This window comes from Parasaccharibacter sp. TMW 2.1891 (assembly GCF_023337675.1).
Classification (GTDB): domain Bacteria; phylum Pseudomonadota; class Alphaproteobacteria; order Acetobacterales; family Acetobacteraceae; genus Bombella; species Bombella apis.
In genome coordinates, this window is the sequence record NZ_QORT01000001.1 from 212,866 (window position 1) to 229,099 (window position 16,234).

General features: G+C 61.0%; 15 protein-coding genes. 5 read left to right on the forward strand and 10 right to left on the reverse strand.

Annotated elements, in window-relative coordinates:
• Window positions 1–4: 4 nt before the first annotated feature.
• The 4 genes from hisF to hisB form a co-directional block, all read right to left on the reverse strand.
• Window positions 5–766: an imidazole glycerol phosphate synthase subunit HisF gene (gene hisF, locus DTJ15_RS00880; RefSeq protein ID WP_043562017.1), complete on the reverse strand. Its 762-nt coding sequence runs from the start codon at window positions 764–766 to the stop codon at window positions 5–7.
• Entirely contained in the window at window positions 760–2,154 is a 1,395-nt protein-coding gene (hisA, locus tag DTJ15_RS00885) for a 1-(5-phosphoribosyl)-5-[(5-phosphoribosylamino)methylideneamino]imidazole-4-carboxamide isomerase (protein WP_249109210.1), read from the reverse strand. The genes hisF and hisA overlap by 7 nt, the downstream gene beginning before the upstream one ends.
• Complete coding sequence (gene hisH, locus DTJ15_RS00890; RefSeq protein WP_043562021.1) at window positions 2,139–2,783, reverse strand: imidazole glycerol phosphate synthase subunit HisH; 645 nt, start codon at window positions 2,781–2,783, stop codon at window positions 2,139–2,141. The genes hisA and hisH overlap by 16 nt, the downstream gene beginning before the upstream one ends.
• Before the next feature lie 82 nt (window positions 2,784–2,865).
• On the reverse strand, window positions 2,866–3,468 hold the full coding sequence (hisB, locus tag DTJ15_RS00895; RefSeq protein WP_086441412.1) for an imidazoleglycerol-phosphate dehydratase HisB: 603 nt from the start codon (window positions 3,466–3,468) through the stop codon (window positions 2,866–2,868).
• Between the two features lie 111 nt (window positions 3,469–3,579).
• Here hisB and DTJ15_RS00900 point away from each other — a divergent pair, with 111 nt between their 5' ends.
• The 3 genes from DTJ15_RS00900 to DTJ15_RS00910 all read left to right on the forward strand — a co-directional run bounded on the left by DTJ15_RS00900 (window position 3,580) and on the right by DTJ15_RS00910 (window position 7,390).
• Window positions 3,580–4,197 (forward strand): nitroreductase, encoded by a 618-nt coding sequence (locus DTJ15_RS00900; protein WP_043562027.1) that lies wholly within the window; start codon window positions 3,580–3,582, stop codon window positions 4,195–4,197.
• An 82-nt stretch (window positions 4,198–4,279) separates the two neighbouring features.
• Window positions 4,280–5,545, forward strand: coding sequence for a 5-demethoxyubiquinol-8 5-hydroxylase UbiM (gene ubiM / locus DTJ15_RS00905; protein ID WP_249109211.1), 1,266 nt, complete (start codon window positions 4,280–4,282; stop codon window positions 5,543–5,545).
• 237 nt (window positions 5,546–5,782) lie between these two features.
• Entirely contained in the window at window positions 5,783–7,390 is a 1,608-nt protein-coding gene (locus tag DTJ15_RS00910) for an NAD(P)/FAD-dependent oxidoreductase (RefSeq protein WP_081562670.1), read from the forward strand.
• Window positions 7,391–7,395: 5 nt separating this feature from the next.
• Here the strand turns inward: DTJ15_RS00910 and DTJ15_RS00915 are convergent, their stop codons facing one another.
• From DTJ15_RS00915 to DTJ15_RS00930, 4 genes are all read right to left on the reverse strand, one after another.
• The gene (locus DTJ15_RS00915; RefSeq protein WP_249109212.1) at window positions 7,396–8,157 is read right to left on the reverse strand and encodes an RluA family pseudouridine synthase; all 762 of its coding nucleotides are present in this window, start codon (window positions 8,155–8,157) and stop codon (window positions 7,396–7,398) included.
• Window positions 8,158–8,160: 3 nt separating this feature from the next.
• Entirely contained in the window at window positions 8,161–11,184 is a 3,024-nt protein-coding gene (locus tag DTJ15_RS00920; RefSeq protein ID WP_249109213.1) for a DNA translocase FtsK, read from the reverse strand.
• Window positions 11,185–11,281: 97 nt separating this feature from the next.
• Window positions 11,282–11,929: an RsmD family RNA methyltransferase gene (locus tag DTJ15_RS00925; protein WP_043562032.1), complete on the reverse strand. Its 648-nt coding sequence runs from the start codon at window positions 11,927–11,929 to the stop codon at window positions 11,282–11,284.
• Between the two features lie 4 nt (window positions 11,930–11,933).
• Window positions 11,934–12,713, reverse strand: a complete 780-nt coding sequence (locus tag DTJ15_RS00930) for a pseudouridine synthase (RefSeq protein ID WP_043562036.1) — start codon at window positions 12,711–12,713, stop codon at window positions 11,934–11,936.
• A 111-nt stretch (window positions 12,714–12,824) separates the two neighbouring features.
• Here DTJ15_RS00930 and DTJ15_RS00935 point away from each other — a divergent pair, with 111 nt between their 5' ends.
• Complete coding sequence (locus DTJ15_RS00935; RefSeq protein WP_227431393.1) at window positions 12,825–13,304, forward strand: nucleoside deaminase; 480 nt, start codon at window positions 12,825–12,827, stop codon at window positions 13,302–13,304.
• Here DTJ15_RS00935 and DTJ15_RS00940 read toward each other — a convergent pair whose 3' ends face one another.
• Together DTJ15_RS00940 and DTJ15_RS00945 are read right to left on the reverse strand one after the other, a co-directional pair.
• Entirely contained in the window at window positions 13,305–13,607 is a 303-nt protein-coding gene (locus tag DTJ15_RS00940; protein ID WP_043562038.1) for an AzlD family protein, read from the reverse strand. It abuts the gene before it with no gap.
• A complete protein-coding gene (locus DTJ15_RS00945; RefSeq protein WP_227449769.1) occupies window positions 13,604–14,263 on the reverse strand; it encodes an AzlC family ABC transporter permease in 660 nt (219 codons plus the stop codon). The genes DTJ15_RS00940 and DTJ15_RS00945 overlap by 4 nt, the downstream gene beginning before the upstream one ends.
• A gap of 250 nt (window positions 14,264–14,513) precedes the next feature.
• Between DTJ15_RS00945 and DTJ15_RS00950 the strand changes: the two genes are divergently transcribed.
• Entirely contained in the window at window positions 14,514–16,058 is a 1,545-nt protein-coding gene (locus DTJ15_RS00950; RefSeq protein ID WP_249109214.1) for a Do family serine endopeptidase, read from the forward strand.
• Window positions 16,059–16,234 lie beyond the last annotated feature (176 nt).

The window sequence follows — 16,234 nt, forward strand, 5'->3', positions numbered from 1 at the left end:
GTCCCTAGCGGCCCAGCCTGACGGGCAGCCGGGCATCGTGCAGGGCCTGTTTGACCTCACCGATCCTGAACTGGCCGAAATGGAACACGCTGGCGGCCAGCAGACCGCTGGCACCCGCCCGGGCTCCTTCCACGAAATGGGCCAGTTCCCCCACACCACCGGAGGCGATGACGGGAACGGAAACACGTTTGCAGATGGTTTCCAGCAGATCAAGGTCAAAGCCGGACCGTGTACCGTCACGGTCCATGCTGGTGAGCAGGATTTCTCCGGCTCCCCGTGTGGCCATCTGCTCGGCCCAGGCGACGGCATCCAGTCCGGTTGGTTCCCGTCCGCCCTTGGCGTAGACCTCCCATCCGCCATGGCCATCGGAGCGGGCATCTATCGCCACGACGATGCACTGGCTGCCAAACCGTTCCGCTGCTTCATTGATGAGCTCTGGCGTGCGGATGGCGGCGGAGTTGATGGCACACTTGTCGGCACCGCTCAGCAGAAGTCTGCGGATGTCCGCACAGCGTCGCACGCCACCACCAACGGTGAGGGGCAGGCGGACTTCGGCGGCGGTACGTTCGACAACGTCAAGAATGGTGTCCCGATTGTCCGAGCTGGCCGTGATGTCCAGAAAGGTCAGCTCGTCCGCTCCGGCGGCATCATAGAGGCGGGCCTGTTCCACCGGGTCTCCGGCGTCCCGCAGGGAGACGAAATTGACCCCTTTGACGACCCGCCCGTCATGGACGTCGAGACAGGGGATGACACGTAGCTTCAGCATGATCCCTCCAGTACGGACAGGGCTTCCGGCAGATTGATGCGGCCATCATACAGGGCGCGCCCCACGATCACGCCGGTGATGCCGGGCGTTTCATCGGCCGCCTGTCGCAGGGCCCGGAGATGGTCCAGCGTGCCCACGCCGCCGCTGGCGATGACGGGGATGGAGACATGGCGGGCCAGCTCGACCGTCTGATCAATGTCCAGACCTTCCAGCATGCCGTCCCGGGTGATCTCGGTGAAGATGATTCCGGCGACGCCTGCCTCTTCCATCCGGCGGGCGAGGTCGGTGGTGGTCAGCTCGGAGACTTCGGCCCAGCCTTCGGTGGCAACACGGCCCTGCCGGGCGTCGATCCCGGCGATCACGCGGCCCGGCCAGGCACGGGCGGCCTGCCGGACAAGGCCGGGGTCTTTTACGGCGGCGGAACCAAGGATGACCCGGCTGACACCGGCTTCCAGCCAGCGTTCAATGGCTTTCATGTCCCGCAGCCCTCCGCCGAGCTGGACAGGAAGAGATGTGGTGGCGATGATGTCCTCCACAGCCTTCACATTGGCCGACCGGCCCGCAAAGGCGCCGTCCAGATCGACAATGTGGAGGTGGCGGCACCCGGCCTGTTCGAACAGCTTGGCCTGGGCAGGAGGATTGTCGGAATAATGGGTGGCAGCATTCATGTCCCCCTGCCGCAGGCGGACACAGGCCCCGCCCTTGAGGTCGATGGCCGGGTAGAGGGTCAACGGTTTGCGGAGGGGTCCGCCCGGTGCGGGGCCATGGTGTGGCACGGAGAGCGGTGTGCCGGCAGGCTGCCACTGCATGGCTCTTTCTTCAGGGACGAGGAGTTTTGAGAAGAATAGTCCGCGCACTGTCCGGTCTCCGATTCGTGCAAAATAGGGGTGTGTGCCCCAGTGGGTGAAGTTGAATGAGGTGAGCAGGGTTATGGCGTCGTGCAGTGTTTCACGCACACGGCAGTCCAGTACCTTGGCGCCCCGGGTCATTGCCCTGTTGATGATGGCCTCCATGAGGAGGGCGCCCAGACCTTTTCCCCGCTCGTAAGGAACGATGAAAAAGGCGGTGATGGTGGCGCTGGCACCGTATATTTCGGACCGGGACGTGGCATGAGCGAGAACAGCCGCCCCGCAGATGCTGCCATCCGGTGCCCGGACGATGAAGACGTCCCGGTCCGGTACCAGCAGGAGGCCCTCGAAGAAACGCCTCAGGACGGCACTTTCAGGGGGCGTGTGCCAGTCGAACACGCCCTCGGCCAGAATGGCGGCCACGGTGCTTTCCATCAGGCTTTCGAGGTCATCCTCGCTGATGGTATGGCCCAGCCGTTCGGCCCGGTAACTGTCTGGAGGCTGGTTCCATGGCCGTCCCTGCATCAGCCAGGCTGCCATGTCAGGAAATTGCCCAGGATGGTCAGACCTACATCCTGGCTTTTTTCCACGTGGAACTGTGTGCCGCAGCGGTTGCCCCTAGCCACGATGGCCGGAATGGTCATGCCGTAATCCGCCGTGGCGATGGTTTCTTCTGCCCGGGCGTCCACCAGGGCATAGGAATGGACAAAATAGCCGTGATTTCCCGGCTCAAGCCCTTCTGTCAGCGGATGGGCACCGGGTGTGAAAGAGAGAGTGTTCCACCCCATGTGCGGCAGCCGGAATCCCTGTCGGGTACTGTCATCCATGGGAGCGATGTGGCCATCAATCCAGCCCAGCCCTTCCGTGCGGCCATGTTCCAGTCCGTACTGGGCCATGAGCTGCATCCCCACGCATATGCCGAGAAAGGGCGTGCCTTCTGCTGTTGCCTTTTCCAGCAGGGGGCGGAGAGCGCCCTCGTCCAGCCCTTTCGCACAGTCGGCAAAGGCACCCTGGCCAGGCAGGATGAGACGGTCGGCAGCAAGGATGTCAGCCTCGTTGCGGGAGATGGCGATGTCGGCTTCCAGCCCTCGCAGGGCTGCGGCCCTTCGTGCTGCCTGTGCAGCAGAAGCCAGGTTGCCGCCATTGTAGTCGATTACAACAACACGCATGAACACTCTCCATACTGCAAGCTGCCCGGTCCTGTTTCAGGCAGGTGGGGGAGACAAATCAAGGAAAAACCGTGAGGGAGCCTTACAGCACCCCTTTGGTGGATGGAATCTGCCCGGCGCTGCGGGGGTCGCGGGAGAGCGCCATGCGCAGGGCCCGGGCGAAGGATTTGAAGGCACTTTCGGCAATGTGGTGGGCATTGGTTCCGGCACGGCCATTCATGTGCACGGTGATGCGGGCGGACATGCAGAGAGCACGGAAAAACTCTTCCACCATTTCCGTGGCCATGGCGCCGATCATCTCACGGGGGAAGGTGATGTTCCAGGCTAGGAAGGGACGGCCTGAAATGTCCACGACCGCTTCACAGAGCGCTTCATCCAGAGGGACAAGGGCAGAGCCGAAACGTTCGATGCCCCGCTTGTCGCCGATGGCCTTGTGGAGGGCCTCTCCCAGCGTGATGCCCACATCCTCGATGGTGTGGTGGTCATCAATATGGAGGTCGCCTTTCACCTGTACGGTGAGGTCCAGCCCGCCATGCCGGGCCAGGGCATCCAGCATGTGGTCGAAGAAGCCGATGCCTGTCTGGATGCTGTTCTTCCCGTGTCCGTCAATGGCGAGGGAAAGGGTGATGTCGGTCTCGCCTGTCTGGCGATTCAATGTGGCGGTTCGTGATGTCTGAGTCGTCATGTCTTTCTGCTATACCAATATGGGCTGCTTTCCAAACTTGCTTATTGTGACGCTGTGGGTGAGACTGTCCAGTTAACAGACCATGACAAGATTTTCAGGAGAGCCGTCATCATGGCGCAGGCTTCATCCGTTTCCCCGCTTGATGTGTTGCTGGAGCGTTCCTCGACAGGCGATCTGGTCGCTCCGGCTCCGCAGGGAGAGGTGCTGGCCCGCATCCTCTCCGCCGGGCTGAGGGCTCCGGATCATGGGCATCTCTGCCCGTGGCGGTATGTGGTGATTGCTGGCGATGCCCGCCCGGCCTTTGCCGGACATGTTGTTGCCGCCGTGGCCCGGCAGGAGCCTGATGCCCCGGAGAAGAAGCGTGAGAAGCGGCGCAGGCGTTTTTCCGAGACGCCGATGGTCATTGCACTGGGGATGCATCTCCGGCCGGAGCACAAGGTTCCCGTCATGGAGCAGGAAATGGCTGTGGCCGCCGGGGCCATGAATGTCCTCAATGCCCTGCACATGGAAGGATTCGGAGGGGTATGGATCAGCGGGAGGTTCTGTGAGGACCGGTCCCTGCTCAGCCAGCTGGGGCTGGAGGCCCCGCACCGGCTTGCGGGGTTCCTGCTTGTCGGTACGCCAGAAAAGCCGGAACGGGCCCATGTCCGCCCGGATGTGGGTGATCATGTGGCTTTCTGGGATGGGCAGACACCTGTCACATTCGGTGCGGATGACAGGCAACGCTGAGGACGGGGACGGGCTGCTTGCCGGGGCATGCCTGGTAGGTTAAAGCCGTGACCAGGGAGAATTGGGGGACAGGGGCTGCATCATGACACGACATGGTAATGATCATCAGGCAGAGGGGCCAGAACAGAAGGGGGGTTCCGCCTGTGATGTGGTGGTCGCTGGTGGTGGTCCTGCCGGTCTGGCGGCCGCCCTGTCTTTTGCCCGGGAAGGCTGGCAGGTGAGCGTGGTGGAAAAAGCTCCCTGCAGCGTGCTGGAGGCTCCGTCCTTCGATGGGCGGGAAATTGCCCTGACCCACCATACCGTGCATTGGCTGAAACAGCATGGCGTTTGGGACGAGATTCCGGCAGAGGCCATCTGCCCCCTTGATGTCGCCCGGGTGGAGAGTGGCAGTCTGGGCGGCCCTCCTCTCATTTTCCATGCGCCGAATGGGGGAGGGGCTGCCTTGTCCGATGCGGGGCCAGAAGGGGAACCGCTGGGCTTTCTGGTGGCCAATCATCTCATCCGTCGTGCCCTTCATCGTGTCGTGAGCCGGACAGAGGGCATCACCCTGCTCTGCCAGACAGGCGTGACAGGGTATCAGACCGGGCGGGATGCCGTGCAGGTCCGGCTGTCGGATGGGCGGGCCATGCAGGCCCGTCTTCTGGTCGGGGCGGATGGCCGCTTCTCCCAGATACGGGAGCTGGCCGGGATCGGGGCCATCGTGCATGATTTCGGCATGAGCATCCTTGTCTGCCGGATGCGGCACCTTACACCGCATGACAATACGGCCCTGCAATGGTTTGATGAACGCCAGACGATCGCCCTCCTGCCGGTCGCCCCGGATGGGGGTATGGGCGATATTTCGTCTCTGGTGCTGACCCTGCCGCCGGATGATATTGCCCGACTTCGTGTAGCGGCCCCGGATGATTTCAATGCCGAGATCACCCGTCGGACGGATGAACGGCTCGGCCTCCTGCGGGTGATGAGCGACCGTATCACCTACCCGCTCAAGGCCGTCTATGCCCATCGCTTTCAGGCTCCCCGTGTGGCCCTGATTGGTGATGCTGCCGTGGGTATGCACCCCATTACGGCACATGGTTTCAATTTCGGCATCCGGGGGCAGGAAACACTGGTGCAGGAGTTGAGCGCTGGACCTGGGGACCCGGGTGATGCGGCGTCGCTCCAGCGTTTTGAGCGGCGACATCGCAAGGCAACTTTCCCGCTCTTTACGGCGACCAATGCCATTGCTGTGGCCTACACCCGGGATGACGGACCATTCCCTCTGGCCCGCCGGGCCGGACTTATGCTGGCCAACCGTCTGGCCCCTTTCAAGAAGGCCGTGACGCGGATGTTGATGGACCCCGTGTGAGGTTCATGCCTGTTCAGGGGATCAGATTCCCTCTGTGGGAATGGTTTATTTTTAATTAACAAAATGACTTGCCTGATATGGCTTTCCACGGTGATACTGGTCGTGGGAGTAATCCGGTGAAGGAAGCTGTCCCATATGACAATGTGGGATGAACGGATCGGGACAGCCCAGTGTATCTGATTGTCAGGTTCCAGAAGCTGGCAGTTGCGTCATGTGTGGAGTACAGGGTGAGTTGTGATGTATGACGTCCTTATTATTGGTGCGGGATTTGCTGGACTGACACTGGCCTATCAGCTCAGGAAAAAGTCCAGTGACCTGCGCATTGCCATTGTGCATGATTCTTCCTTTCCCCTCGATGACATATCAGACAAGGTCGGTGAGTCCTTCAATGAAATAGGGGCTGTTTATTTTGATCAGATGCTCGGGCTGAAGGAATTCATGAAGGAGCGTTACCCGCGGAAGCTGGGAATGCGTTTTTTCAAGATCAATGAATCATCCTATCAGGAAATGGGTTACAATAATTTCACTCCCAACCATGCCTTTCATTTCGAGCGTGGGAAGCTTGAGAATGATCTTTTTGACCTTGTCAAAGACAAAGTGGATTTTTACCTGAACCATAAATATCTTGATTTCGAAACGGTTGATGGTGAAAAGCACGTTCATGTTCTGGACAGGAATGATAAAAGTTCCAGAACGTTGAAAGCGCACTGGCTTGTTGATGCTGCCGGGCTGAAGAAGCTGCTGGCCCGTAAATTCGACCTCACACACAGGTTGCCACTCAACCATTCGTCTGTCTGGTTCCGGGTTGGGGGTGGTGTCAATGTGGATGATTTTCTGCCACTGACCAGCGACAACCCTTTCACGACGGAGAATCGGTCATGGAGCTCCATTCATCTGGAAGGTGTAGGATACTGGGTATGGATCCTGCGTCTTTCTGAGAACGTGACAAGTGTCGGCATCATTTTTGATGAGAACATGTACGAGTTCCAGGATCTCGCCACATGGGAGAAGACAAAGCTCTGGTTGAGAGACAATGTCCGGGTCCTGATGGATTATCTTGATGAGGAACAGTTTCCCATCATGGACTTCAGGATCTTGAGGCGGTTTGCTACCCAGTCTGATTATTGGGTGAGTGATGAGCGCTGGGCTCTGGTGGGGGATGCCTACGGAATATGGGACCCCTACTATTCCAATGGATTTGACCTGATTGGCATGCAGAATACGATCCTGACAGAGCTGATCCTCGCAGAACGTGCTGGCCAGGAGATCCATCAGCGCATCCAGGGGGCCAACCGGTTCATAAGCGATGTCATGAGGGGGTTTGCCGCCACCTTCACGGATTTCTACTCACGGAAAGACCGCTGGTACTACATCTGTTCAAAATATAACGTCGACATGGCCGTCTATTTCCCGATATTGGCCACCATCGTGCATAACTCCTTGGAGTCCATGTTTGTGGATGAAGACCCGGTATTCCGGGACAGGGTCCTGTTTTATCTTGAGGAGGGTGGAGGTATCTATTTTCAGCTGATCCAGCTCCTAGCGTCTGACGAGTTCAAGAACAATGGGGTGGACGGGTACGATTACATGCCGCTCAATGCGGATACATATCATGCCTTCGTCCCGGAAATGGATATCCCCTATCATGAGAAAGAGCGGGTATTTCCCATTCTGGAAAAGAACTGCAATCTGCTCTGGTGCGTTTTCCATTATCTGAAATCAGGCCGCAACTATATGGATTTCATAAAGAACGGGGCCTATTTTGCCATTACGGAACAGACGGACCCCGAGCGTTACAGGGATAACCCGGACCAGCTGGAAGCTGATCTGTTCCATTCTGCCTGAGGATATTACGGTCTGGCTGGGATGGCGTGGGCCTGGAGAAACCGCTCCAGTTCCACGTCTCCTGCTGTGGCCTTTATGCGGCATGAGCTGGCGATCTGGGGGACGGTTCTGTCCGTTTCCGGTGGAGAGACCAGCCTGACGGGCACTTCCAGGGAGCGGGCGAGCAGACGCATCCGGCCTGCATCATGGCGGCTGCCATAAAGACCATCCCCGATGATGGGTGTGCCCAGTGCGGCGCAATGGACACGGGCCTGGTGGGTCCGTCCTGTATGGAGGGTCAGCTCCAGCAGGCTGGATGTTCCGTCACTGGCCAGAACACACCATGACGTCCGGGCCAGACGGCCCTGGTCAGTCTGGGAAGGGTGTACTGTTTCGGGCATGGGGTCGGAGACCATTTTCCATCCCTGCCGGATTGAGGAAACACGTCGCAGCAGGGTTGTGAGAGTGCCCTGCTGTCTGGTGGGATGTCCTTCAACCAGTGCCCAGTACCGTTTGATGGTTTCATGTGTGGCAAAGGCCTTCTGCGCAGCAACAAGGGCTGATTTGCGTCGGGCTATGAGAAGGCACCCTGCCGTATCAGCATCCAGCCGGTGGACCAGCCACGGGCCGCCCCGCTTCTGGGGGAGCAGACGGCTCTCGACACTGTCCTGGACTTTGGGGCCGGGATGGGCGGCAAGTCCTGCCGGCTTGTTGATGACGACAAAATGACGGTCCTCCCAGAGGAGGGGCAGCTCCTTTCCGGGCTGGAAGAGGGGAGGGGGCGCCATGGGTCAGTCCTCGTCATCAGGATCGTGCCGGTCCAGCCCCAGAGAGGCCTTTGTTGCCAGAACATCCCGTTTTCCCACATGGTTGGCAGCGCTGATGATACCTTCCCTCTCCATCTGGTCGATGATGTTGGCAGCCCTGTTATAGCCTATGCGGAGATGGCGCTGCACGAAGCTGGTGGATGCCCTCTGGGCCCGGACGACAAGTTCCGTTGCCTGTTCATAAAGGGCACTGTCCTGATCTTCATCAGAACCTTTGCCGCCCCCTTTGCCGCTGGAGGATGCCTCTTCCTCTTCCTGTTCGTCAGCCAGCACCTCGGTGTTGTAGACAGGGGAGCCTTTGGAGCGCAGGTCGGCCACCACGGCTTCGACCTCTTCATCACTGATGAACGGCCCATGCACACGGGTGATGCGGGCACCACCCTGCATGAAGAGCATGTCACCCCGGCCAAGAAGCTGTTCGGCCCCCTGCTCACCCAGAATGGTGCGGCTGTCGTATTTGTTGGTGACCTGGAAGGAAATGCGGGTTGGGAAGTTGGCCTTGATCGTTCCGGTGATCACATCAACAGAAGGACGCTGCGTGGCCATGATGACATGCACGCCAGCGGCACGGGCTTTCTGGGCCAGACGCAGCACGGAAGCTTCAATCTCTTTACCGGCCACCATCATCAGGTCAGCCATCTCATCAATGACGATGACGATGTAGGGGAGGTGTTCCAATGGCAGGCGATGTTCGTCAAAAACGGGGCGGCCCGTTTCCGGGTCGTAGCCTGTCTGGATGCGGCGGGTAGGTGTTTCACCGGAGGCTTTCAGGTGGCGTATCCGGTCATTGTAACTGCTGATATTCCGCACACCATGATCCGCCATCAGGCGATAACGGCGGTCCATTTCTTGTACGGCCCATTTCAGAGCACTGACAGCCTTGGGTGGTTCGGTCACCACCGGGGTCATCAGATGCGGGATGCCGTCATAGATGGACAACTCCAGAATCTTCGGGTCGATCATGATGAGGCGGCAGTCTTCCGGGCTGAGCCGGTAGAGCAGCGAGAGGATCATGGCGTTGATCCCGACTGACTTGCCGGACCCGGTCGTTCCGGCCACGAGCAGATGCGGCATCCGTGCCAGATCGGCCATGATGGGCTCCCCGGCAATGTCCTTGCCAAGGGCCAGTGGCAGCTTGCTGCGGTTTTCTTTCCAGGCCGGTGAGAGCAGAAGCTCAGGGAAATAGACTGTCTCACGGGTCTTGTTGGGGACCTCAATCCCGATGACATTCCGGCCCGGCACTGTGGCGATGCGGACGCTCAGCACGGCAAGGGTGCGGGCGATGTCATCAGCCAGTCCGATCACCCGGGAGGAGCGCACGCCAGGGGCTGGCTCCAGCTCATAGAGTGTGACGACTGGCCCGGCCCGGTAATCGGTAATGGTTCCCTGTACGCCGTAATCATCCAGCACTTTTTCCAGCATCTGGGCATTGGCCTGGAGAGCCTCTTCGGAAGGACCAGTTTCGTTCTGGTCTGGCAGCGGGTTGAGCAGGCCAATGGAAGGTGGCAGCCAGGCGGAAGGGGCTGTCATGCCGGGCAGTGGTCCCGGAGCCATACCGGGTGGTGGCGGAACAGGGCGTGGTGGCATGACAGATGCCCCGCCCGGTTGCATGGAGCCTTCATGGGCCGGAGCCCCGTTCATGCCGACTGCATGATCCGTAGCTGCCTGCATGGTGGGAGCAGCATTGTAGGCTGTTTCTTCCACCATGCCGGAAGAGCCCGACCCGGCACCAGTCGCCGGGCTGGTGGCGGCCATGAAGCGCTTCAGGAAGCCGGGCTGCTGTGCCGGACCGGAAAGTTCCTGTGGCTGGATATCCAGGGGGGCGCCGGAGATGTCGTCATGGGTCTCTTCCGCATGGCGGCGCTGGACCGTGCTTGTCCGCCCGGGGTCGTGGCGGATATGGGCCAGCATACGGGCATAGGGATTGTCGGCTTCGTCTTCCGGCTGTGTGGCCTGAAGGGCGTCTTCTTCCTGGACAGGGACCGGGTCAGGCCGGGGAGGGGGTTGTGTCTGGGCGGAAGAGGGCTTCTGCCAGGGGGCCGCCCCCTGCTGCATGGGGGACCATGGCGTGGTGCCGGTGGGGGCTGGTGCTGTCCGCTCTGCCTGTCGGCTGAGGTTGCGCATGATGAAACCGGATGGAAGAGGGGCATTTCCCATGGCCGGGCGTCCATGGCGGATGGGACCGCCAGAGCCTGAAGGATAAGCGACATGCCGTTCTGCCTCGGGGGTTGCTCTGCGGGAGCGGAGCAGGGCCCTGACAGGGAGGCGCACCAGGGCGCTGAGGCCGCGGCCAACGGAGCGCCACTCCCGCCCCTGCAGCCCCATGGACAGGGGACAGAAGACGGCCAGTATGGCAAGGCTGATCAGGATGGAGAGAATGCCCCCCATGCTGCCAGTTTCACCCGAGACAAGATTCAACAGCTTCTGGGCAAAGAAAACGCCGGTTTCCCCTCCCAGCCCGCTGCTGGTGGGCCAGGCAATGCCCAGCCCGGGAACGGTCAGCTGTAACAGGCCGATCGTCATTGCGGCGGCCGGACAGAACAGTGCCGCAGCTACGAGGCGGAGCAGAGGCAGGCCAAGATGGTGATGGCGCAGGAGCTGCCACGTCCATGCCAGCAGGACGAGGACAGGGACAATGCCTGCCAGGCCGAGCAGCTGCATCAGCCCATCGGCAATGGTGGCTCCGAAACGTCCGAGCAGATTGGTCGGTTCAGTGCCTGTGGCGGTGTTGAAGGAGGGATCATGCGGATTGAAGCTGAAAAGGGAAGCCGCAATCGCCAGTGCCATGATGAGGAGAATGACAGCCAGTATTTCCATCATCCGTGCCGAGAGGATGCGGGAAAAGGGGGAGTCATGCCATGCGGGAATGTCCAGGGTGTCGTCCGCCATGTCATGCCCGGGAAATGGGTCAATGGTGCTGGCATGGCTGTGCCGTGAGGCAGGCAGGATGGCACGCAGCTTGGCGGGAAGGCGGAAGCGGGAAAGCACAGGGGCAGATCCTCTGGCGGGTCAGGAAGGCATGATCGGCCCGCAATATAGCCTGTCCGGACTGATTCTGGAAAGCGGAACCACCCGTTCGCCCGGATCAGGGCACGGGGCGGCTGCCTTTGACACTGCCATCATGGCGCCAGACATGCAGCGTGGCAGCGCCGAAACTGCGCTGTGCCAGCAGTTCTGGCGGGGGAGCCGCAAGGCTGGGCAGGAGATGGGCATGGAAGGGCTGGAAGGGCTCTCCAGGGTCCCGGCCATCATTCTGGAGGGGCGTGGTTTCCGTTTCTGCAACAATCAGGGCTCCGTCAGCCACCCAGCCTGCACGCCACAATGTGCGCAGGCCCTTCTGCACCAGCCCTTTGTGATAGGGAGGGTCGAGAAAAATGAGCGTATGAGGCTGAGGCGCCTTGGGGGGATGGGTTACGTCACAATGGCGCAGGCGGGCACGGTCCGCCATGCCGCAGCTGCGGAGATTGGCCTGGAGGGCGGCAATGCCGGGACGGCTTCCTTCCATGAAGGTGGCAAACCGTGCCCCACGGGAGAGGGCCTCCAGCCCCAGGGCACCCGTACCGGCGAAGGCATCCAGTACCAGCGCTTTTTCCAGCTCATCCCGGCCAAACCAGGGAGCATGCATGAGCATGTCAAAGAGGGTCTGCCGGGCGCGCTGGGCTGTCGGGCGGGTGGTCATCCCTGCGGGGACCTGAAGGCGACGGTTGCGGGCTGTACCGGCAATGATCCTCATGGTGTCAGGACCGTGTCCTGCCGGTCCTGCCGGACTTCAGGCCCGGAATCTGCTCCAGCAGGGTCTTGTGCGAGACCTCTTCCAGCTCATGGGGTTTGAGAGTGCCAAGGCTGAAGGGGCCGTAGGAGAGGCGGATGAGGCGGCTGACATGGAGGTTCATGCCCATCATGACCTTGCGGATTTCGCGGTTCTTGCCCTCCCGCAGGCTGACGGTCAGCCATGAATTGTCCCCTTTGGAGGAATCCAGCGTTGCCTCGATGGGACCATACTGCACACCATCCAGCACACAGCCTTTTGCAAGCTCTTTCAGCCGCCGTTCATCCACAAGACCGAAAACACGGACACGGTAACGGCGGATCCACTGGCGGGAGGGCAGTTCCAGCTCACGGGCCAGGCCGCCATCATTGGTCAGCAGCAGCAGTCCCTCGGAGTTCAGGTCTAGCCGTCCCACGCTGACAACACGGGGCATGGCGGCGGGCAGGGAGTCGAAAACCGTGCGGCGTTCTTCCGGGTCGTGATGGGTCGTGACCAGCCCGGCGGGCTTGTGATAGCGCCAGAGGCGGGTCCGCTGGGGCGGGTCCACGGGCTTGCCATCCACGCAGACAACATCACCCGGCTGGATGAAAGTGGCTGGATGGGTGACCGGGCTGCCACCAAGGGTGATGCGGCCTTCCCCTATCATCCGTTCGATGTCACGGCGGCTGGCCACCCCGCGGCGGGCCAGAGCCTTGGCAATGCGTTCACCACGCTGTGTTTCGGAGGAAGGGGATGCAACATCTTTCATAACCTGCGGACATACAGTGTCCGGCCTTTCCTTGGCAATCCATTTACGGCTCTATAAAGCAGTCAGGGAGGGATTTTGTGGTTGGTTTTCCAGTATCAGGGGTGCGTGTGCATGTCTTTTCCCGCCGTCATGACAACACAGCAGGCCATGCAGCAGGCCCTGGCCCTGGCGGATGAGGCTGCCCGCATGGGGGAGGTGCCTGTCGGGGCCGTAGTGCTGGATGGGCAGGGGCATGTTCTGGCCATGGCCCGCAACCATGTCGAGGATCATCACGATGCCAGCGCTCATGCCGAGCTGCTGGCCATGAGGCAGGCAGCACGCCATTGTGGCACGGCCCGGCTGGAAGGCTGCACGCTGGTCGTGACGCTGGAACCCTGCCCGATGTGTGCTGCGGCCATCACCCATTTCCGGCTCAGTCGTGTGATTTATGGCGCTTACGACCCCAAGGGGGGTGGGGTGGACCATGGGCCCCGTCTTTTTGCCCGGCCGGGCTGCCTGCACCGGCCCGGGGAGATCATCAGTGGTGTGCGGGAACGTGAGGCCGGAGCGCAGCTTCGGCGTTTCTTCCGGGTGCTGCGGCAGAGGGACTGATTACCCCAGCACGGCCCGGAGCAGCCCCGTCGTGATGATTCCGCAGAGCATGGTGGGCAGGAGGGAGAAACGTGTGGCGGCCAGAATGGTGGCGAGCAGTCCCAGAATGTCCGCCGGGCGGCCTGTGGCAAAGTCCGGGGCAATGACGGCTACCAGCACGCAGCCGGGCACGATGTCCATGATGGCCTGCATGCGGGGCGAGAGGCAGCGGCCTGCGAGCAGCAGATAGCCGCTGATGCGTGTCAGGTATGTCACCAGAGCCATGACGATAATGGCCAGCAGGGCAGGGAGATGAAGGATCATGCGCCCCTCACCACCAGCAGGGCCGTGATGATTCCGGCCAGCGTTCCAGCCGGGACATACCAGGCTCCGGGCAGCAGGTGATAGACCAGCACGGCAACGCCAAGGCTGACACACCATGGCAGGGCATTGCGGGCCCCTTTCCACATGCCCTTCAGCAGCATGATGAAGACGGCGGGAAAGGCCATGTCCACGCCATAGCGGGTCATGTCACCCAGCAGGTTGCCTGTATAGCCGCCCATGAAGGTGAAAATGAGCCAGCAGAGATACAGGCAGACCGTGATGCCGCCATAGAAGCCGGTGCTGAAGCGGCATCCCGGCCTGTCATGCAGGTCAGCCAGCGTGAGCGCCCAGACCTCGTCACACATGAAGAAGAGCAGCAGAAAGATCTTCCAGCGAGGCAGATGGCGCAGATGCGGGGCCAGCGTTGCCCCCATGAGAATGTGACGGCTGTTGATGAGGAAGGTCACCCCGGCCAGCAGCAGGATGGCAGGGGGAATGGACCAGAGGCCGACAGCGGCGAATTCTGACCCACCAGCAAAGTTGAGGCCTGTCAGCAGGGGAACTTCCACAATGGAGAACCCCTTCTGTACGGCTCTGCTGCCCAGAAGGAGGCCGAACGGCACGAAGGCGATGAGCAGCGGCAGGGATGTCTTCATGCCCCGGAGAAATTCCGGCCAGAATGTGCCCTGCCTGATGGGGGGGGATGTGGTCTGCATGGTGCCTGTTGTAAAATCATGCCGCCCTGTCAGCAAGAGCCTTGGGAAAGGGCCGGAGAGGGGCATGGCTGGCCATGCCTTACATTTCTTTTATGTGGCACTTGCTTGCAGAGCGGCCTGCCCTGTTCCTATCTAGTAGGACAGTTCCAGTTGATAAGAGTTTAACATCTAGCGTCAGGAAATCTCTGCGATGAAATCGCCTTCCCGTCTGTCTCTGGCATGCATGGCCATGCTGCCCGTGTTGGGTCTGGCCAGCCTTCCGCTGCCTGCCGTGGCCCAGAATGCTCCCATCCGTCCGCAGATGTCGGGCGGGCAGGGGATTCCCGACTTTGTGCAGATCGTAAAACAGGTCAAACCGGCAGTCGTGTCCATCACGGCCCATATCCGCGAGGGCGCTGATGATGAAGAAGGGGGACCATCCGGAGGGAGTGGCGGGCCGCAGGGGTTTTCATTCCCGTTCCCGTCCTTTCCCTTCCCGTTCCAGATGATGCCAGGTATGCCGTCCAACCGCATGGTGGAGGCTCGGGGGTCGGGTTTCATCATTTCGGCTGATGGCTACATCGTGACCAACAATCATGTCATCAATGGTGCCACGAAGGTCAGCGTGAAGCTGGATGACGGGACGACCATGCCAGCAAAGGTCATCGGTCATGACGCCAAGACGGACATTGCCCTGCTGCGTGTGAAGGCCGACCATCTGCCTTATGTCGAGCTGGGCAATTCCGACGACGTGCAGCCGGGGCAGTGGGTCGTGGCCGTCGGCAATCCGTACGGTCTGGGCGGTACGGTGACGGCGGGCATCATTTCCGCTCTGGGGCGTGACCTCCATTCCGGTGCCTATAACGACTTCATACAGGTGGATGCGCCCATCAATCACGGCAACTCCGGTGGCCCGCTCATCACGCTGGATGGCAAGGTGATTGGTGTCAATTCCATGATCATGTCGCCCAATGGTGGCGGGTCCATCGGGATTGGTTTTGCCATTCCGTCCGCCACGGTGCGCTCGGTGGTGGATCAGTTGCGGGCCACTGGCCATGTGGTGCGTGGCTTCATCGGTGTGGAGACGCAGGACATAACCCCGACCATGGCCCGTGCCCTTGGGCTGGTCAGCAGCGACCATCCCGGTGCCCCGTCCCATGGGGCGCTGGTGGCCAATCTCATCAAGGGGGGACCGGCAGACAGGGCCGGGCTGAAGAGTGGCGATGTGGTCCTGTCGCTGGATGGTCACGATGTCCGCAGTGCGCACGACCTCGCCGTGAAGGTCGTATCCATGGCGCCGGGTTCCAAGGGGACATTTACCGTGCTGCGGGATGGCAAGACGGTGTCCCTGACCGTTACGGTCGGCAATCAGGCCCGCAGCGGGCAGGAAGGGGCCGGTACGGATGGCAGCACGGCAGAAGCGCCGTCTGGCAAGCTCGGGCTGGCTCTTGGCGTGCTCACGCCCAAGATCCGTCAGGAGCTGGGGCTGGATGACAGCGTGCAGGGCTGTGTTGTGGCCGATGTGGGGCAGGGCAGCCCTGCCGACCATGCGGGCATCCGTCCCGGGGACATCATCGTGGCGGTAGGCAACCAGATGACAGCCAATCCCCATGCCGTGGTCGCGCTGGTGCAGAAGGCGCTCAGGCAGCATCAGCCTCCGCTGCTGCGGATCCTGCGGGATGGCCAGCAGCTCTTTGTGGCCGTTTCTCCGGATGGTTCGGGGGATGGTGATGAAGATGGCGAGGACAGCCAGTAAGATACCGGCCCGGTTTCTGCTGTCTTTCTGAGACTGCCGTGCAAATCCTGCTCTTCCGTAACGGGAAGGGCAGGATTTTCCGTATGGTCTGCTCCAGTCCCGGCAGCGGGGACCATTTACCAGAATGGATGGCCATGTGGCCCTCTGGCTGGACTTCCCGTAAATCCAGCGACCCA